16 protein-coding genes and 2 pseudogenes are annotated in these 17590 nt (G+C 63.4%); 12 read left to right on the forward strand and 6 right to left on the reverse strand.

Translation table 11 applies throughout. The annotated features are described in order from the left end of the window. Positions 1-387 (reverse strand): annotated as a pseudogene (locus tag AADJ04_RS13915) (hypothetical protein); the annotation flags it as partial. A gap of 211 nt (positions 388-598) precedes the next feature. On the opposite strand from AADJ04_RS13915, the gene AADJ04_RS13920 reads away from it, so the two are divergent. The 4 genes from AADJ04_RS13920 to AADJ04_RS13935 all read left to right on the forward strand — a co-directional run bounded on the left by AADJ04_RS13920 (position 599) and on the right by AADJ04_RS13935 (position 4887). Beyond that, entirely contained in the window at positions 599-2275 is a 1677-nt protein-coding gene (locus tag AADJ04_RS13920) for a SulP family inorganic anion transporter (protein WP_341239981.1), read from the forward strand. 79 nt (positions 2276-2354) lie between these two features. Beyond that, positions 2355-3131 (forward strand): GGDEF domain-containing protein, encoded by a 777-nt coding sequence (locus tag AADJ04_RS13925; protein ID WP_341239982.1) that lies wholly within the window; start codon positions 2355-2357, stop codon positions 3129-3131. A gap of 10 nt (positions 3132-3141) precedes the next feature. Further along, the gene (locus AADJ04_RS13930) at positions 3142-3984 is read left to right on the forward strand and encodes a MinD/ParA family protein (protein ID WP_066696113.1); all 843 of its coding nucleotides are present in this window, start codon (positions 3142-3144) and stop codon (positions 3982-3984) included. 129 nt (positions 3985-4113) lie between these two features. Continuing rightward, positions 4114-4887 carry a sulfurtransferase gene (locus AADJ04_RS13935; protein WP_341239983.1) on the forward strand — a complete coding sequence of 258 codons (774 nt, stop codon included), beginning with the start codon at positions 4114-4116 and terminating at the stop codon, positions 4885-4887. Positions 4888-4958: 71 nt separating this feature from the next. Here the strand turns inward: AADJ04_RS13935 and AADJ04_RS13940 are convergent, their stop codons facing one another. The 3 genes from AADJ04_RS13940 to AADJ04_RS13950 all read right to left on the reverse strand — a co-directional run bounded on the left by AADJ04_RS13940 (position 4959) and on the right by AADJ04_RS13950 (position 7223). Then, positions 4959-5846: a pirin family protein gene (locus tag AADJ04_RS13940; RefSeq protein ID WP_288485736.1), complete on the reverse strand. Its 888-nt coding sequence runs from the start codon at positions 5844-5846 to the stop codon at positions 4959-4961. A 67-nt stretch (positions 5847-5913) separates the two neighbouring features. Then, the gene (locus AADJ04_RS13945) at positions 5914-6468 is read right to left on the reverse strand and encodes a flavodoxin family protein (RefSeq protein WP_288485738.1); all 555 of its coding nucleotides are present in this window, start codon (positions 6466-6468) and stop codon (positions 5914-5916) included. Between the two features lie 53 nt (positions 6469-6521). After that, complete coding sequence (locus AADJ04_RS13950) at positions 6522-7223, reverse strand: pirin family protein (RefSeq protein ID WP_341239984.1); 702 nt, start codon at positions 7221-7223, stop codon at positions 6522-6524. Between the two features lie 106 nt (positions 7224-7329). Between AADJ04_RS13950 and AADJ04_RS13955 the strand changes: the two genes are divergently transcribed. From AADJ04_RS13955 to AADJ04_RS13975, 5 genes are all read left to right on the forward strand, one after another. Next, positions 7330-8268, forward strand: a complete 939-nt coding sequence (locus tag AADJ04_RS13955; RefSeq protein ID WP_066696096.1) for a LysR family transcriptional regulator — start codon at positions 7330-7332, stop codon at positions 8266-8268. Between the two features lie 97 nt (positions 8269-8365). Then, positions 8366-9469, forward strand: coding sequence for an FAD-dependent oxidoreductase (locus tag AADJ04_RS13960; protein WP_288486076.1), 1104 nt, complete (start codon positions 8366-8368; stop codon positions 9467-9469). A gap of 14 nt (positions 9470-9483) precedes the next feature. Further along, entirely contained in the window at positions 9484-10506 is a 1023-nt protein-coding gene (gluQRS, locus tag AADJ04_RS13965; protein WP_288486078.1) for a tRNA glutamyl-Q(34) synthetase GluQRS, read from the forward strand. After that, the gene (trmB, locus tag AADJ04_RS13970; protein WP_288486080.1) at positions 10503-11252 is read left to right on the forward strand and encodes a tRNA (guanosine(46)-N7)-methyltransferase TrmB; all 750 of its coding nucleotides are present in this window, start codon (positions 10503-10505) and stop codon (positions 11250-11252) included. The genes gluQRS and trmB overlap by 4 nt, the downstream gene beginning before the upstream one ends. Before the next feature lie 33 nt (positions 11253-11285). Beyond that, a complete protein-coding gene (locus AADJ04_RS13975) occupies positions 11286-12335 on the forward strand; it encodes a GGDEF domain-containing protein (protein WP_341239985.1) in 1050 nt (349 codons plus the stop codon). A gap of 38 nt (positions 12336-12373) precedes the next feature. Here AADJ04_RS13975 and bla read toward each other — a convergent pair whose 3' ends face one another. Further along, on the reverse strand, positions 12374-13291 hold the full coding sequence (bla, locus tag AADJ04_RS13980; protein ID WP_341239986.1) for a class A beta-lactamase: 918 nt from the start codon (positions 13289-13291) through the stop codon (positions 12374-12376). Between the two features lie 104 nt (positions 13292-13395). On the opposite strand from bla, the pseudogene AADJ04_RS13985 reads away from it, so the two are divergent. Next, positions 13396-14253, forward strand: a pseudogene (locus AADJ04_RS13985) (LysR family transcriptional regulator). A gap of 24 nt (positions 14254-14277) precedes the next feature. On the opposite strand, the gene AADJ04_RS13990 reads toward AADJ04_RS13985, so the two are convergent. Further along, complete coding sequence (locus tag AADJ04_RS13990) at positions 14278-15882, reverse strand: HD domain-containing phosphohydrolase (RefSeq protein WP_341239987.1); 1605 nt, start codon at positions 15880-15882, stop codon at positions 14278-14280. Positions 15883-15942: 60 nt separating this feature from the next. Between AADJ04_RS13990 and AADJ04_RS13995 the strand changes: the two genes are divergently transcribed. Continuing rightward, the gene (locus AADJ04_RS13995) at positions 15943-16962 is read left to right on the forward strand and encodes a rhodanese-related sulfurtransferase (protein WP_341239988.1); all 1020 of its coding nucleotides are present in this window, start codon (positions 15943-15945) and stop codon (positions 16960-16962) included. Next, positions 16959-17590 (forward strand): glutathione S-transferase (locus AADJ04_RS14000; RefSeq protein WP_341239989.1); only part of this gene is annotated, 632 nt, incomplete at its 3' end. The genes AADJ04_RS13995 and AADJ04_RS14000, both read left to right, overlap by 4 nt.

Raw genomic sequence — 17590 nt, forward strand, 5'->3', positions numbered from 1 at the left:
CAGATCCGGGTCTTTGGCCAGCCCGGCAGACACCTGGGCGGTGATGGTCGCGTCGTCCACCTTGTCCATCGCGGTGTTGGCGGCCTGCTTGGCAGATTCACCCAGGTCCTTCGCCATAGCTTCGGCACGCTCAGCGCTTTGATCCATGCGGGCATCAGCCTTTTCCATGACAGCCTCGGTTTTCGCCCTCGCGTCTGCAGCTGCTTGTTCTGTTTTTTCGACAGCAGAATCCAGGCGCTGCCCCACGGTGGGCTCCTCGTTGCGGCCACAGGCGGTCAAGCCCAAGGCCAGCGCGCTCACGGCCAGAATGGTGGCAATGCGAGCACCCTTGCTGCATTGGGGGCGAGAGGTGGATACTTCCTGTGGGTTCAATCCGTTGATGTTCATGACAAGTTCCTCGTGATGACAAAGATGGAAAGACTGTAGGCAGGCGTAGCCCCCGGCCGTGTGGGATGCCTGCCAAAACCGTGTAGGACGCGGCTGAAGCCACCCGTCAGCCCAAGAACACGCCCGGTCAGCGGATCGATGTGTGCCGCCACCGGCAAAAGAGAGTCCCTCACGCACACCGACGAGGCCACTACAACGACAATCCCTCCCCATGCTGCGTACCGTCCTCCGATCCTGGCTCCCGTTCTTGTCCTGGCCTCGGCCATCTGCCTCTTTGCTGCGTGGTGAGTTCCTGGCAGGCATGACGGTGGGCTTGATGCTGGTGCCCCAGGGCGTGGCCTATGCTGCGCTGGCGGGTATGCCGCTGATCACCGGCATTTACGCATCGCTGCTGCCAGCCTTGGTGGCTGTGCTGTTCAGCTCCTCCACCCGCCTTGGCGTGGGCCCCACGGCGCTGACCAGTCTGCTCATCGGGGCTTCGCTCACGGGCCTTGCCGAGCCAGGCAGCGCTCAGTGGGTTCAGATGGCGGTGTGGATTGCGCTGCTGTCAGGTGCCTTGCAGTGCGTGATGGGGCTGGCCCGCTTTGGCTGGGTGGTAAACATCGTCACGTCGCCGGTGCTCAACGGCTTTACCCAAGCAGCAGCATTGTTGATTCTGGCTTCTCAGCTAGGGGCCCTCACGGGGCTTCGGTCGAACTGGGGGGCGTTGCTGGCCACCCCGTCCTTAGGGCTTTTTGACCTGGCTGCGCTGGCCTTTGGTGTCGGTAGCGTGGGGGCGCTGCTTCTGGCCAAAAAGCTGAAGCCGACGTTTCCCGCCGCCATCGCCGTGGTGGGCGCTACGGGCGCCATCAGCTGGGCCACCGGGTATGCCGATGCGGGCGGCGCCGTGGTGGGGCATCTGCCCCAAGGCCTGCCCACGCTGCATTGGCCTGGCTGGCTACCCTGGTCTGACCTTGGCTCACTGCTGATGCCGGTGCTGGTTGTGACACTGGTGAGCTTTCTGGAAACTGCTTCCAGCGCCAAAGTGGAAAGCCAGCGTTCCAGCGAGCGCTGGAACGAAAACCAGGACCTGATCGGCCAGGGTCTGTCCAAAGTCAGCAGCGGTCTGTGCGGCAGCTTTGCCACCAGCGCATCCTTTTCGCGCTCTGCCATCAACTTGTATGCGGGCGCACAAACGGGTTGGGCCACGGTGTTTTCGATTGGCGTAGTGCTGGTGGTGCTGCTATGGCTGACACCTGCGCTGTACTACGTGCCCACCTCGGCGCTGGCAGCGATTGTGGTCACCGCGGTGTTCAGCCTCATCAAGCCCTCCTCCATTACCCGGCTCTGGGGTGTGTCGCGTGTCGAATCCTTGATTGCCATCGTCACGTTCGGCCTCACCCTGGCCACTGCGCCACGCATGTACTGGGGGGTGCTGGCGGGCTTGCTGATGAACCTGTGCCATTTTCTGTACCAGCGCCTGCACCCGCGCATCATTGAAGTAGGCCAGCACCCGGACGGAAGCCTGCGTGATCGGCACCTTTGGAGCCTGGAGCCACTGGCGCCGGAAGTGCTGGCCTTGCGCATGGATGCCGAACTCGACTTTGCCTCGGCCAGCGCGCTGGAACAAAGGGTGGCGCAAGACCTGGGAGCGCACCCCGACGTCAGGCACCTGTGCCTCCTGGCTCAGCCCATCAATCGCATCGACGTGACGGGCCTGGAGGTATTTGCCCAACTGCACGCGCTGATGCTGGCCCGCGGCGGCTGTCTGCATGTGAGCGGGCTCAAACTGCCGGTGGAAACAGCGCTGCGCAAAGCGGGGGTTCTGCCCGCTGCGGCAGGTCTGATCACCTACCGTACGGACGCCGAAGCACTTGTAGCCTTGCAGCAGCTGCCGAGTGGCCGCTAACCCCGTTACCCACGCCCTGATTGCGTTATGCAAGGCTTGCCCGCTGCTACACTTGAACCAACTTTAGAAGCAACTATTTGTGTCTGATTCGGCGGCCCCTCACCTTGTAGACCTGCGCGATCTGCGCCTGGACACTGCCCACGCCCTGGTATCCCAGGTCGACGGCAGCGGGCCAGCTACCGCCTCTGACTACGCCCACCCACGGCAGTACCTGCAAGGACTGATTGACGGGCTGTGCGAGCTTTCCCTGAAAGACCCTCTGACAGGCTTGGCCAACCGCAGGCATTTTCGCGCGGTGTTGGAACGAGAAATTGACCGGGTGACACGCTCTGGCGAAGCGGCCCTGCTGCTGATGCTGGACATCGACCACTTCAAGAAGGTGAACGATGTGCACGGACACTCGGCAGGTGACATGGTGCTGCAATCGGTAGCGCGCACCCTGAGCGCCTGTGTGCGGCCCATGGACACCTTGGCCCGCTACGGCGGTGAAGAGTTTGCCGTGGTGCTTCCCGCCTGCCCGTCGGCATTTGGGCATGTGGTTGCCGAGCGTATCCGCCGTGCCGTGGCCAACACGCCGATTCGGATTTCTCCCTCGGTCGAGCTGAATGTCACCGTGAGCATTGGCGGCGCATTTGCGCTGCAATGGATCCGCTCTACCACTCTGCTGTGGATTGATCGGGCTGACAATCAGCTCTATCAGGCAAAATCGCTAGGACGCAACTGCGTGAGCATCGAGGAGCAGCCCGACAGCACCGTCAGTGCTGAAGAAAAGAGCTTGTTGTTTGGCCCGCTGTATTCTCCTTCGGGCTGGGGCGACCTGCCGCCCCCGCTGGATGCAACAGGCAGCGCCTACTGAAAGTTAGATGATGAGCGACGCGCTGTCCCCCCAACCCATGACGCCCAACGCAGCGCCGGTACAGGCCGGCCCTGTTGCGGGAGCGCGCATCATTGCCATCACCAGTGGCAAAGGTGGCGTCGGAAAAACCTTTGTTTCAGCCAACCTGGCGGCGGCGTTGACCCGCAGAGGCCAGCGCGTGCTGGTACTCGACGCCGACCTTGGGCTGGCGAACCTGGACGTGGTGCTCAACCTGCACCCCAAGATCACGCTGCACGACGTGTTCACGGGCAAGGCACGACTGGAAGACGCCATCATCAAAGCCCCCGGCGGGTTTTCCGTGTTGCTGGCAGGCTCGGGCATGGTCGAGTACTCGCGCCTCACGCCTGAAGTGCGCAACCAGTTCTTGAGCGTGATCCAGGCGCTGACGCCCCAATACGACGTGGTGCTGCTGGATACGGGCGCTGGCATTTCCGACGTGGTGCTCTTTTCCGTGTCGCTGGCTTCCGAAGTGCTGATCGTGGCAACGCCCGAGCCCACCTCGCTGACGGACGCCTACGCCGCCATCAAGGTGCTGGCCATGCAGCAACAGCGCCAGCATGTGCGCATGGTCATCAACCAGGCAGCGCGTCCGGGCGACGGGCGGGCCATTACCAGCCAGCTGCAGCAGGTGCTCGACCGCTTCGTCAGCACCCAATCGGGCCGCCCCGTGCGCTTGATCCACATGGGCGATATTCCTGCCGACCCATCGGTGCGTGATGCGGTGATGCGCCGCCAGCTCTTGCTGGTGAACACACCCGGCTGCCCTGCGGCGCTGGCCATTTCGCAGCTGGCGAACAAGATCGAGACAGCGCTGCTGACCCCCACGGCATAATTCTCGCTGTGCTTACCTGCCGGGCCGGGCTTCGTGCCCCGCGCCCTGCTCTTTGGGCTGCCAGCGCTTTCGACAACCGTCCCCCGGTTTCGGCAGGCCCGCTTCGCAGCTTGCTTACCCTATCCCGCCGTGACATCCGTACTCAATATCTCCTGCTACAAATTCGTGCCCCTGCCTGACGCAGCCGAGTTGCGTGAACGGCTCCACGCGCAAGCGGTGGCTGCAGGCCTGAAGGGCACGATCTTGCTGGCCGAAGAAGGCATCAACTTCTTTTTGGCGGGCACCGCCGAAGCAGTGCGGGGCTTTGTGGACGGCATGCGGGTGGACGAGCGCTTTGCCGACCTGGAGCCGAAGGAGAGTTGGTCCGACACGGTGCCATTTCGCAAGATGCTGGTCAAGGTCAAGCGCGAGATCATCCGCATGGATCACCCCACCATCCGCCCGGCGCAGGGGCGTGCCCCGTCGGTGGACCCGGCCACGCTGCACCGCTGGCTGGAGCAAGGCCATGACGACGCTGGTCGCGAGGTGGTGACCCTGGATACGCGTAACGCATTCGAGGTGGACGCCGGGACGTTCGCCGATGCGATTGACTGGCGCATTGCCAAGTTCACGGAGTTTCCTGACGCCTTTCGCGCGCACAAGGCAGAGCTGCAGGACAAAACCGTGGTGAGCTTCTGCACCGGGGGCATTCGCTGCGAAAAGGCGGCCATCCTGATGCGGGAAGAAGGGCTGGAGCATGTCTACCAGCTGGAAGGCGGCATCCTCAAATACTTTGAACACACCGACGGAGCGCACTACCACGGCGGCTGCTTCGTGTTTGATGAGCGCACCGTGCTGGCGCCCGATCTTTCCGCACAGCCATCGGCCAAGGCTGGCGATGATGACGCCAGTGCATCCAGTTGAATTTACTATCAAAAAGTGAGCTGCTTGCGCTTGTCAAATAAGCGCTAGAGCCACTTTTAACTCAAACTCTGTCAGGGCTTGAAACGGCGCTCGGGCAGCGGTATGGATTCCGTTTCGCCTGGCACATGGCCCATGCGGTGGGCCTCCCAGTCGTCGGCTGCCTGCACGATGCGCTCTTTGCGGGTGGAGACAAAGTTCCACCAGATGTGCCGGCGCTGTAGCAAAGCGTCGCCGCCTACCAGCATGCAGCGCACGGCGCTGTCTCCCGCACGCAGCAGAATGGCATGGTCTGTGGGCAGCACCGTCAAAGTCTGGGCGGCTAGCGTGACGCCGTCCAGGGTGACAGCAGCATCCACGGTGTACAAGCCCGCCTCTTGTGCCAAGGCCGCAGGCAACGCAAGCGCCCCACCGGCAGGCAGCTGGATATCCAGGTACAGAGCCGGCGCCAGGCTGACAACCGGCGACTGCTGCCCCCACGCCTGGCCGATGAGCACACGCACCGTGGCGTCCCCCACTTGCAGCTGCGGTATGGCGTCGGCGGGGGTGTGCACAAAGCTGGGCTCCGCCTCCTCTGTCTCTACCGGCAACGCCGCCCACAGCTGAATGCCGTGGTTCACATAGCTCGTCTGCGCCAGCGCTTGCGGGCGACGCTCAGAGTGCACGATGCCTTTTCCAGCCGTCATCCAGTTGATGGCGCCTGGCTCGATTTGCTGCACCGAGCCCAGACTGCCGCGGTGCATGATGGCGCCCGAGAACAGGTAGGTCACCGTGGCCAGGCCAATGTGCGGGTGCGGGCGCACATCGTGCTCTGACTCAGGCGTGACGGTGACCGGGCCAAAGTGATCAAAGAACAGAAACGGCCCGATGGATGGGCGCCCCATGGCAGGCAACAGCCTGCGCACCTTGAACCCGCCACCCAGGTCTTTGTCGTGCGCCGTGATGGTTTGCATGGCTGCCATGGTGTTTGCCTTTTCTGTAATGGCCCCGCCACATATATAGGGTCAGGGCAGATCAAACCGGGGAGCGTCAGCCCTTGAGGCGCGCCGTGATATCGGCCACCCGCTTGCCGTACAGCTTGGCGGTGTCCAGGTCGCCCTGGGGAATTTCGGCCACAGACGCGTCAGATGGCGACTGCACCAGCAAGCCCACCGAACCACCCAGGTTGTTCACATCGCTGCGCGTAGCAGTCTTGCTGTTGCTGGGCAACATGCCCAGACTGACCCACACGCCACCATGTTGCGACGCCAGGGTTTGCAGCGCAATCAGCGTGACCTGCTTGTCGCCATTGAAGCTGGCGCTGTTGGTAAAGCCACCAAACACCTTGTCTTGCCAGGCACGGGAAAACCACGCTTTGGATGACGCATCGGCAAACTTCTTGAACTGCCAGCTGGGGCCGCCCATGTAGGTGGGTGTGCCGAAGATGATGGCATCTGCGGCGTTGAGCGTTTCCCAGCCGCCCTCGGGCAGGTTGCCTTCGGCGTCAATCGCCAGCAACTGGGCATTTGCGCCATCGGCCACTTGCTGGGCGACGCGCTGGGTGTGGCCGTAGCCAGAGTGGTAAACCACAACGATTTGGGGCATCAATAACTCCTTAAATCAACAGACCAATGTAAACAGACTAAAAAGACGAGCGATCAGTTCGCCAGATCAAACACCAGCACTTCCGCATCCTGCCCGCCAGACAGCGAGACCTGCGTTTCATTTTCCAGCATCGCGGCGTCGCCCGCCTTGAGGCATTCGCCATTGACCATGACGTTACCGCGCACCAGTTGCACATAGCCCTTGCGACCTGGCTGCATGGGCAAGGTGGCCGTCTCGTCACCGCTCAGCAAGCCCGCGTAAATAGCCGCATCGGCATGGATCAGCACCGAGCCTTGCGCCCCATCGGGTGATGCCACGAGGCGCAGCTTGCCGCGCTTCTCGGCATCGGCGAAGCTCTTTTGCTCGTAGCTGGGTGCAATGCCGCGCACATTGGGCTCGATCCAGATTTGCAGAAAGTGCGTGGTCTGCCCGGCTGCGTGGTTGAACTCGCTGTGCATCACGCCCGTGCCTGCACGCATGCGCTGCACGTCCCCGGGCGGAATGCCCTTGACGTTGCCCATGCTGTCTTTGTGGGCCAGTTCACCCGACAGCACGTAGCTGATGATCTCCATGTCGCGGTGGCCATGGGTGCCAAAGCCGGTGCCGGGCGCAATGCGGTCTTCGTTGATGACACGCAGGTTGCCAAAGCCCATGTGGCGGGGGTCGTAGTAGCCGGCAAAAGAGAAGCTGTGGAAGGACTGCAGCCAGCCATGATCGGCATAGCCCCGGTCTTGTGATTTGCGAATCGTCAGCATGGTGATTGCTCCTTTCAATGCCTCCACTGTAGGACCCAAGGGGCTTGCACAGGCTCTGTCCGATTGATGGCATCATTCAAAACGCTTGAACAAAAATGAGCCGACCATGCAAAACGCTCGCGACGTCCTCACGCCGGACAGCCTGACCATGCTGCAGGTGATTGCCGAAGCCGGCAGCTTTGCCGCCGCCGCCCGGCAACTGGGGCTGGTGCCCAGCGCCCTCACCTACCGCGTTCGGCAGATCGAAGACGCGCTGGATGTACTGCTGTTCGACCGCAGCGCCCGCCAGGCCAAGCCCACAGAGGCCGGGGCCGAGCTACTGCGCGAGGGTGGCCGGCTGCTGCAGGACATTGATGCCGTGGCCAACCGCGTGCGCCGGGTGGCCACGGGCTGGGAGCCGCAGCTCACGCTGTCGATTGACGGAGTGATCTCTCCGCACACCATGCTGGAGCTGGTGGAAGCGTTTTACGCCATGTCGCCCCCCACACGCCTGAAGCTGCGCGACGGCATCATGAGCGGCACGCGCGAGGCATTGACGTCAGGCCGGGCTGACCTGGCGATTGGCGTGTCCAACATCGCATCCGACGTGGCCGGGCTGCAGCAGGCCCCACTGGGTGATCTGCTTTTCATCTACGTGGTGGCCCCCCACCACCCACTGGCCAGCATGCCAGAGCCCATCACCGATGCCGTGATGTTGCGCCACCGGGCCGTGGCGGTGGCCGATTCGGCCCAGCGTGGGGGCATGACCATGGGCTTGCTGGGCGGGCAGGATGTGCTGACGGTGGACACCATGCAAGCCAAGGTGCAAGTGCAGTTGCGCGGCCTGGGCGGTGGCTTTTTGCCAGAACCCATGGTGCGCCCCTACCTGGAAGCCGGCCGCCTGGTGGCCAAGCGCGTGGCCCGCCCCGAGCGCCAGTTGCGCCTGCACTATGCCTGGGGCGGCCCGGGCTTCACGGCACCTGGGCGAGCGTTGCAGTGGTGGCTTCAGCAGTTGCAAAGCCCCGCCACGCGCAAGGCCCTGCTGGAAAACCACCACCATTTTTGAGCCGCGACAGACCGGCGCGCGTGTAGAGTGGGTACCGTCCAGTATTCAACGTCGAACGTCACTTCCGCTGTCTCTGAAAGTCCCTGAAAGGCAAACCATGAGCAAAACCGTTTCCCGCCCCTCCAAGCGGCCCCGACGCAACGACACCCCCACCCCGACGCCCGGCCCGCGCCACTTCGCCATCATCGGCGCAGGCATGGCAGGCATTGCGTGCGCCCGCACCCTGGTGCAGGCAGGCCACCGCGTCACGGTGTTCGAGCAGGCTAATGCGCCAGGGGGCCGCACGGCCACCGTGAACACAGTGTTCGGCTCGTTTGACATTGGCGCGCAATACTTCACCGTGCGCGACCCGCGCTTTGCCCGCGCCATCGACACCGTACCAGGGCTGTGCAAGCCCTGGAGCGCAAACAACGTCCGCGTGCTCGACGCCACCGGCCGGGTTACCTCGCAGGGTCTGCTGTCGCGCGAAGCGCACTGGGTGCCCAGCCCCGGCATGCAATCGCTGGTGGCTGCCTGGGCGCAGCCACTGCAACAGGCGGGTCAGGTACAGCTCAACACACAAGTGCAGCGCGTGGAGCGCGACAGCCTGAACCCCCAAGGCTGGCAATTGCGCACCCAAGGCTCGGATGGCTCCCAGCATGTGTATGCGGGATTTGATGCAGTGCTGTTCAGCCAGCCCGCCACGGCAGCGCAGGCGTTGCTGGTCAAGTCGGCCATTGACTGCACTTTGACTACGCCCCTGTCAAAGGTGGCCATGGCCCCCTGCTGGACGCTGACTTTGGCCTACCCCCAGGCCGCGCGGCCAGGGCTGACCACCCTGGGCCCCCAGTGGAACGTGGCACGCAGCACCCACCACCGCATTGCCTGGCTGGCCCGCGAATCGTCCAAGCCCGGCCGCGGCACGGTGGAGCGCTGGACAGTGCAGGCCAACCCTGCCTGGTCGGCAGAACATCTGCAAGACGACGAAGCCCGCGTGCAAGCCAAGCTGCTCAAGGCCTTTGGCGAAGTCACCGGCCTGCGTGCCGAGCCAGCCCATGTGGCCCTGCACTGCTGGCCCTATGCGCAGACCACGCATCCACTGGGCCAAAGCCACCTGTGGGACGCCAGCATGGGCCTGGGTGCTTGCGGCGACTGGTGCCTAGGCCACCGCCTGGAAGACGCTTTCATCTCGGGCCTGGAACTGGCACTTGCCGTGAAATGAGTGGAGGGAGCGTGATGGGAGCCCTTCACCAGGGCTCCTCAGCCCTTGCGTCCTCCGCCTGCAGCCGCGATGTGCCCCACGCACCACGCCCCTACATCGGGCGCTTTGCGCCCTCACCCACGGGGCCGCTGCACGCAGGCTCGCTGGTCGCGGCGTTGGCCAGCTGGCTGGATGCCCGAGCTGCCAACGGCACCTGGCTGGTGCGCATCGAAGATGTGGACACGCCGCGCTGCATTCCTGGGGCGGACCAGACCATCCTGAGCCAGCTGGCCCAGTGCGGTCTGCACCCCGATGGGCCCGTCGTGTGGCAGTCTCAGCGCGGCGCGCTGTACCAGCAGGCGCTGGACTCGCTGATCGCACAACGCCTGGCCTACCCCTGCGCATGCTCGCGCAAGGAGATCGAAGCCGCCCAACTCGCGCTGGGCCACGCCAAGGAGCGCCACGCCGCCCTGCCTTACCCAGGCACTTGCCGTCAGGGCCTGCATGGCCGAAGCCCGCGCGCCTGGCGTTTCAATACGACCGACTTTTACCAAAAAGTGGTTCCAGCGCTTATTCCACAAGCGCCAGCAGCTATCAATTCAGAAGCAAACTTCCTGCCATGGAAGGATCGGCGACTGGGCCGACAAGTGCAAGACGTGGTCAGCGCCGTGGGCGACTTCGTTCTCAAGCGTGCAGACGGCTTGTGGGGGTACCAGCTGGCCGTGGTGGTGGACGACGCCGAGCAATCGGTCACCCACATCGTGCGCGGCGAAGACCTGGCCGACAACACCCCGCGCCAGATCCTGCTGCAAAAAGCACTGGGGCTGCCCACGCCTGCCTACCTGCACACCCCTCTGGTGCTGGATGTGAATGGCGAAAAACTCTCCAAACAAAACGGCGCGGCTGCGGTGGACCTGTCCAACCCGCTCATGGCGTTGAACCAGGCAGCGCAGGCTCTGGGTTTACCCGCCGTGGCAGATTCACACCACATTTCGGTGTTCGATGCGCTTGCGCACTGGGTTCAGGCTTGGTCACGAATCTACAATGACGCACCGTGACCGAACAGAACAATATTTCCACTAGCGCAGAGCCTTCCGCTGCGCCACAAGCCGCTGGCGCTGCACCCGCTGGCGTGGCATTTCCCAAAACCATCAAGAGCTATGTGCGGCGCGCCGGCCGCACCACCACAGGGCAGGCCAAGGCCTTTGAAGACCTGGGCCCCCGCTTTTTGCTCAATTACCGGGCCGAGCCCTTCGACGCCACTGCCGCCTTTGGCCGCAATGCTCCGTTGATTCTGGAGATCGGCTTTGGCATGGGTGAGGCCACTGCGCACATCGCCCGTGTGCGGCCCGCCGACAATTTTTTGTGTTGCGAAGTGCATGAGCCAGGCGTGGGTGCCTTGCTCAAACGCATTGGCGAACAAGACATCACCAACATTCGCATCCTCCAGCACGACGCCGTGGAGGTTATTGACCACATGCTCGCCCCAGACAGCCTGGATGGCATCCACATTTTCTTTCCAGACCCCTGGCACAAGAAAAAGCACAACAAGCGCCGCCTGATCCAGAGCCCGCTGGTCGCCAAGCTGGCGGCACGCCTCAAGCCCGGCGGGTACCTGCACTGCGCCACCGACTGGCAGCCCTATGCGGAGCAGATGCTTGAAGTGCTGGGCCAGGAGCCCTTGCTGGCCAATACGGCTGAAGGCTACGCGCCCCAGCCAGACTACCGCCCTCTCACCAAGTTCGAAAACCGCGGTTTGCGGTTGGGCCACGGGGTGTGGGACATCGTTTTCAAGCGCCGTTGACCTCGGCCTGAGCCGAACGCACTTCCCCCGCCTATGAAGCCCATATTGCAACACCTGGTAGAGATGACTGGCCACCGCGACCACTTGCGGCTGGAAGTGTCGGTGCTCTCGACCCTGCAAAAGCTCAGCGGTATCAAGGAAGTGCGGGCGCTGGAGCTGTTCACCGACAACGGCCAGCCCCATATCCGCCCACGCACCTGGGTGCAGGATGGCCAACTGGTGTCTACCGACTCCGAGGCCGCCGCAGACCCGCGCAAGGAGCCGCTGGAGCATTACCCCGAATTGATGCAGTGCGTGACCACGAAGGGCGACAGCGCCCTGGCGCACCCGCGCCCTGGTCGACACACGCTGTGGCTGCCGGTGTGGATGCACGAAAAAGTCACCACCTGCCTGGAAATCACGCAGTCGCGCCCCTTCTCGGCCCATAAGCTGGATGTGGTCAAAGGGGTGTTCCTCGTCTACCAGAACTACCAGAGCCTGCTGGACTATTCCGAGCGCGATGCGCTGACCGGGCTGTTCAACCGCAAAACCTTCGATGAGCAATTTGCCCGCAACGCACTGCCCGGCCTGAGTAGCAGCAAGACCCAGGCCGCGGAGTCGATGATTTCCGAAGAAGCCAGCCCCATCAGTGAGCCCGTGCAGAACTGGCTGGCGGTGGTGGACATTGACCATTTCAAGCAGGTCAATGACCGATTCGGGCACCTGTATGGCGACGAAGTGCTGATTCTGGTCGCCAACATTCTGCGCAGCTCTTTCCGCTCGCACGACCGCATCTTCCGTTTTGGTGGTGAAGAGTTCGTGGTGCTGCTGCGCAACACCACGCTTTCCAAAGCCCACAAGGTGTTCAACCGCTTCCGCGAAGCGGTGCAGGAATACCACTTCCCGCAGGTGGGCAACGTCACGGTGAGCCTGGGTTTTGTCGGCACCTCGCGCGGGTCGCCGGTGGAAATCCTGGGCCAGGCAGACCAGGCGCTTTACTACGCCAAGGAACATGGTCGCAACCAGGTGCGCTTCTACGAAGACTTGGTCGCCACCGGCGCATTGGCCACCAAGGTGGCCAATGACGACGTAGAGCTTTTTTAAGCGCTTCAGGCGGCTGCAGGCAGCCTGAACGCCAGCGATCAGGTTCCGCGCGATGCCAAGCTTGCCCTCACCACCGCGCGGCCTACAGCAGCAATCGCGGCATCTCGCTGCTCTGGCGCTACCGCAGATCGGGTGAGATAGCAGGTCACCAGCACTGCCCCGCGGTGACCGCTGGCGCCTGGCGGCCAAAGCACGGCCACATCGTTGGCAGTACCACTGCTGCCGGCAGTGCCTGTCTTGTCCCCCACCTTCCAGCCCGGGGCCCCCGCGCGCAAGCGCTTGTCGCCGGTGCTGGTTTCAATGAGCCAACGCTGCAGCCACGCGCGGGACGAGGCAGACAGTGATTCGCCCAACACCAGCTTTTGCATGGTCCGGAGCATGGCCCGCGGGGTGGTGGTGTCGCGCACATCGCCAATGGCGGCTTCGTTCAGAGTAGGCTCATTGCGGTCCAGGCGCGTGATGGGATCGCCCAGCGCACGCAGGTAACGGGTGAGCGCAGCCGGGCCGCCGTGGCGTTCCAGCAAAACATTGGCTGCGGTGTTGTCGCTCAGGCTCACTGTGGCAGAGCACAGTTCACCCACCGTCAAGCCCCCGCCTGTGCCTGCGCGCGGCCCGCTGACGGGCGAGTAGTCGACCACATCGGCAGGCGCGTAGTGCACACGCGCATCAAGCTTTTCGAGGCCCTGGTCCACCAGCGACAGCATCCACCCCGCCAGCAGCAGCTTGAAGGTGCTGCACATTGCAAAACGTTCGTCCTGACGCCATCCCAAAGCCAGGCCGGTTTCGGTATCCAGCATGGACACCCCCAAGCGACCCTGCGCGTTGTGCTCAATCCCCTCCATTGCGCTGTTCCAAGTTTTGGAGATGTCTGCGCCAGGTGCGGCCGGCACTGCGCAACCCGCCAACGGGGAAAGCCCCAGCGCGGCCAACCCCAAGGAAAACTCTCGCCTTTGCATTCTGAAACTCCATCATTTTGAAAGATCGCGACGATATAGCGCCGCTGCGCGTTGCGCCAATGGCAATCATTGAGAGCAGACCCAAGAAAAACTAATACATCATCATGCACTTGCCTCTCAATGCCCTGCGAGCGTTTGAAGCCTCCGCACGGCACCTGAACCTCACCCGTGCAGCGCTGTAGTTGCACGTCACCCAAACTGCGGTGAGCCAGCACATTCGCAAGCTGGAAGATCACCTGGGCAAGCCGCTTTTTCGGCGATTACCCCGGGGCCTGGCATTGACAGACGAGGGGCTGGCGCTGCTGCCCACGTTGAGCAATGCCTTCGCACGCATGGAGACGGCACTGGAACAGATTCGCGAAAAACGGCCGCGCGAAGTGCTGACCGTGGGCGTGGTGGGCACGTTCGCCGTGGGCTGGCTGCTGCCACGGCTGCGACACTTTCAGCAGACCCACCCGTTTGTGGACCTGCGCCTGCTCACCCACAACAACCGGGTGGACATGGCAGGAGAAGGGCTGGACTATGCCATACGCTTTGGAGACGGTGCCTGGCACGGCACCCACGCCCAGCAGATTTTTCAGGCACCACTCTCGCCCATGTGCACCCCCGCCTTGGCCCAGGGGCTGCAGCAGCCGAGTGACCTGGCCAGGCTGCCCTTGCTGCGCAGCTACCGTACCGATGAGTGGACGGCATGGTTTGCGGCAGCGGGCCTGCCCTGCCCGGTGCTGCGGGGCGCTGTGTTTGACTCCTCCCTCACCCTGGCCGAGGCTGCAGCGCAAGGCGCAGGGGTGGCACTGTTGCCAGTGGCTTTGTTCACGCGCGAGCTGCAACAGGGGCGGCTGGTGCGGCCCTTTGCCCTGGAATTGCACCGGGGTGCCTACTGGCTGACCCACCTGCAGTCGCGCACGCCCACCGCCGCCATGCAGGCATTTGGGCAGTGGCTTCTGGAGCAGGCCCACTGACGGTAGCCACCCTCGGCAGTACGCTCAAACGTCGATCTGGGCGGGGTCTAGGAACTCTTGCGCGTAGCGTTGAGGCACGCCCTGGCTCACGAACACGTCGAACAAATCGGGGTCGATGTGGCCCCCGTTGCGCATATTGACCATGATGTCCAGCGCTTGCGACAGGCTCATCCCGCTTTTGTAGGGCCGGTCAGCGGCCGTGAGGGCTTCAAACACATCGGCCACGCCAATCATGCGGGCCTGCAGGGACATCTGCTCGCGCGTGAGACCTTTGGGGTAACCGCGTCCGTCCATGCGCTCGTGGTGCCCGCCCGCGTATTCGGGCACGTTCTTGAGGTGACGCGGCCAGGGCAAGGTCTCCAGCATCCGGTTGGTGGCGACGATGTGGTGGTTGATGATGTCGCGCTCTGCCTGGGTCAACGTGCCCGACCGGATGGTAAGGTTCTCTACCTCGTCGGCTGTCAGAAAACTGGTTTGTACGCCCTGCGGATTGCGCCATTGGCGTTGCGCCCCCATGTCACGCACCCGCTGCTGGTCGGCCGGGCTCATCGCCTCCACACCCTGGTTCACGGCACGCAAAAAATCGCGGTCTTCGTCCAGCGCCGTCAGTTCTTGCTGCAGCGCCTGCTGGATGCTGGCCTCGACAGCAGCATCCACCACCGGCCTCAGTGCCAATTGGCGCCGTAATGCCGCGAGTTCAGCGTCGCGCTTGAGCACCTCCACACGCGTTTCCACCACGCCAATGCGGTCATACAGTGTTTGTAGCTTGGTGGCCTTGTCCACCACATGCACGGGGGTGGTGATCTTGCCGCAGTCGTGCAGCAAACCCGCCATCTTGAGCTCGTACCGGTCGCGCTCGGTCATGTGAAAACCTGCCAGCGGCCCCTCCTGCGCCGCATGCGCTGCTTCGGCCAGCATCATCGTGAGGGCAGGCACGCGCTGGCAATGCCCGCCGGTGTAGGGCGACTTTTCATCAATGGCCAGGTTGATGAGGTTGACGAAAGATTCAAACAACCGCTCCAGTTGGGAGACGAGCAAGCGGTTGGTGAGCGCGATGGCTGCCTGGGATGCCAGCGATTCGGCCAGGCTCTGGTCGGCTTGCGAGAAGGGAATGATGGCACCCGTCTCCGGGTCGCGCGCATTGATGAGCTGCAGCACACCGATCAGCTCCCGGTCGTGGTTCTTCATCGGTACCGTCAGGAAGGACTGCGAGCGGTAACCCGTTCGCTCATCAAAGGCCCGGGTGCCAGAAAAGTCGAAGCCCTTGGCGCAGTAGGCATCGGCAATGTTCACCGTGCGGTCGTGAATGGCCGCATGGGCGGCTATCAGCGAATCATTGGGCGCGCCATCGGGCGTGCGCAAGGGCAGCAGCGGCAAATCCACCGCTTTGCCCGTGGTGCCGCCCAGGCGAATGCCCAGTGAATCCGTGCGCAGAATCTCGAACTTCAGCGCAGACTGGTCCTCGGTCACGCTGTACAGCGTGCCGCCATCGGCACCGGTGATGGTTTTGGCCGCTTCCAGAATATTTTCCAGCAAGCGCTCAATGTCACGCTCGCGCGACAGGGCTGCGCCGATGCCATTGAGCTGTTCCAGCCGCCGGAACAGATTGAGAGTGGATTCCTTGCTCATGCGCCCGCCTCGGATGCAGCGTTGGTGATCCCCGCATCGTAACGAAAGGTGACCGCTATCATGGCGACCTTCTCGCCTGCCTGCATTTTTTCTGTGGACCCTGCAGCCCCCCGCTACCTCACCGCCGCCCTCTACCAGTTTGTGGACCTGCCCGACTTTGCCGAACTGCGTGCGCCGCTGCAGGCACTGTGCGAATCCCACGGCGTGCGCGGCATGCTGCTGCTGGCCCATGAGGGCATCAACGGCACTATTGCAGGCCCGGCAGAGGGTGTGCAAGCCGTACTGGCCTGGCTACGCAAAGACCCTCGCTTTGCAGCCTTGCAGCACAAAGAGGCCGCGACCGATGCCATGCCGTTCTACCGCATGCGCGTGCGGCTCAAGAAGGAAATCGTCACGCTGGGCGTGCCGGGACTGAACCCTGCACGCAATGCCGGCACCTATGTGAAGCCCGAGGATTGGAACGCACTGATCGACGACCCCGGCGTAGTGGTGATCGATACACGCAACGATTACGAAGTGGGCATCGGAACGTTTGACCGCGCCATCAACCCGCACACCCGCAGCTTTTCTGAATTTCCGGCGTGGGTGGCAGAACAATCGCAGCCCGGTGGTGTGCTGGCTGGCAACCCCAAGGTGGCGATGTTTTGCACGGGCGGCATTCGCTGCGAAAAATCCACGGCCTTTCTCAAATCACAAGGCTTTGAGGAGGTGTACCACCTGGAAGGCGGCATTCTCAAGTACCTGGAAACAGTGCCTGAGGAGTCCAGCCGCTGGCATGGTGACTGCTTTGTGTTTGACGAGCGGGTTTCCGTAGGCCACGGCCTGGTGCGTGGCCACCACCAGCTGTGCCGCTCCTGCCGCATGCCGCTGGGCGAGGCCGAGCTGCAATCGCCCCACTATGTGCCGGGCGTGAGCTGCCCCTACTGCCACGGCACCCGCACACCCGAGCAGGAACGGGCCCTGGCAGAACGCGAACGGCAGGTGCAACTGGCTGCAAAGCGCGGCCAAGCGCACATTGGTGCCAAACCACAGCAGGCCACGCTCCCACCCGCGCATACCGACGAGGACACTGCTGCATGAGCGCCCTGCCCGTGCTCTATTCCTTCCGCCGCTGCCCTTATGCCATGCGTGCGCGGCTGGCATTGGCGGTGAGCGGCCAAAGGTGCGAGCTGCGCGAGGTGGTGCTCAAGGCCAAGCCCCAGGGCTTGCTGCAGGCATCGCCCAAAGGCACGGTGCCCGTGCTGGTGCTGCCGAGTGGTCAAGTGCTGGAGCAGAGCCTGGACATCATGCTGTGGGCGCTGGGCCAGCACGACCCACAAAGCTGGCTGCACCCCAGCCAGGGCACGCAGGCAGAGATGCAAGCACTGATCACCGTGTGCGATGGCCCGTTCAAACAGGCCCTGGACCGCACCAAGTACCCCACGCGCTATCCAGAATGCGACCCGGCGTACGAACGCGCACAAGCCGCCCGCTGGCTCGGTACGCTGGAAGCCCGCCTGAGCCAGCATCCTTTTCTGTTTGGAGAACACTGCGCTCTGGCAGACATGGCCATTGCCCCGTTTGTGCGGCAGTTTGCGGGGGTGGACCCCGCCTGGTGGCAGGCCCAGCCCTGGCCGCGTCTGCAGGCCTGGCTGGCGCAGTGGCAAGCCAGCAGCTTGCTTGCCAGCGTGATGGAGAAATACCCCGCCTGGGTGGACGGCCAAGCAGG

The sequence above is a fragment of the uncultured Acidovorax sp. genome (assembly GCF_964021665.1).
Classification (GTDB): Bacteria; Pseudomonadota; Gammaproteobacteria; order Burkholderiales; family Burkholderiaceae_C; genus Acidovorax; species Acidovorax temperans.

Coding starts and splice junctions, on each gene's coding strand:
- bla (WP_341239986.1), bottom strand. CDS start 13,291: ATGCAAAGGCGAGAGTTTTCCTTGGGGTTGGCCGCGCTGGGGCTTTCC.
- AADJ04_RS13955 (WP_066696096.1), top strand. CDS start 7,330: ATGCAAAACGCTCGCGACGTCCTCACGCCGGACAGCCTGACCATGCTG.
- AADJ04_RS13995 (WP_341239988.1), top strand. CDS start 15,943: ATGGCGACCTTCTCGCCTGCCTGCATTTTTTCTGTGGACCCTGCAGCC.
- AADJ04_RS13930 (WP_066696113.1), top strand. CDS start 3,142: ATGAGCGACGCGCTGTCCCCCCAACCCATGACGCCCAACGCAGCGCCG.
- gluQRS (WP_288486078.1), top strand. CDS start 9,484: ATGGGAGCCCTTCACCAGGGCTCCTCAGCCCTTGCGTCCTCCGCCTGC.
- AADJ04_RS13945 (WP_288485738.1), bottom strand. CDS start 6,468: ATGCCCCAAATCGTTGTGGTTTACCACTCTGGCTACGGCCACACCCAG.
- AADJ04_RS13940 (WP_288485736.1), bottom strand. CDS start 5,846: ATGGCAGCCATGCAAACCATCACGGCGCACGACAAAGACCTGGGTGGC.
- AADJ04_RS13950 (WP_341239984.1), bottom strand. CDS start 7,223: ATGCTGACGATTCGCAAATCACAAGACCGGGGCTATGCCGATCATGGC.
- AADJ04_RS13960 (WP_288486076.1), top strand. CDS start 8,366: ATGAGCAAAACCGTTTCCCGCCCCTCCAAGCGGCCCCGACGCAACGAC.
- AADJ04_RS13920 (WP_341239981.1), top strand. CDS start 599: ATGCTGCGTACCGTCCTCCGATCCTGGCTCCCGTTCTTGTCCTGGCCT.
- AADJ04_RS13975 (WP_341239985.1), top strand. CDS start 11,286: ATGAAGCCCATATTGCAACACCTGGTAGAGATGACTGGCCACCGCGAC.
- AADJ04_RS13990 (WP_341239987.1), bottom strand. CDS start 15,882: ATGAGCAAGGAATCCACTCTCAATCTGTTCCGGCGGCTGGAACAGCTC.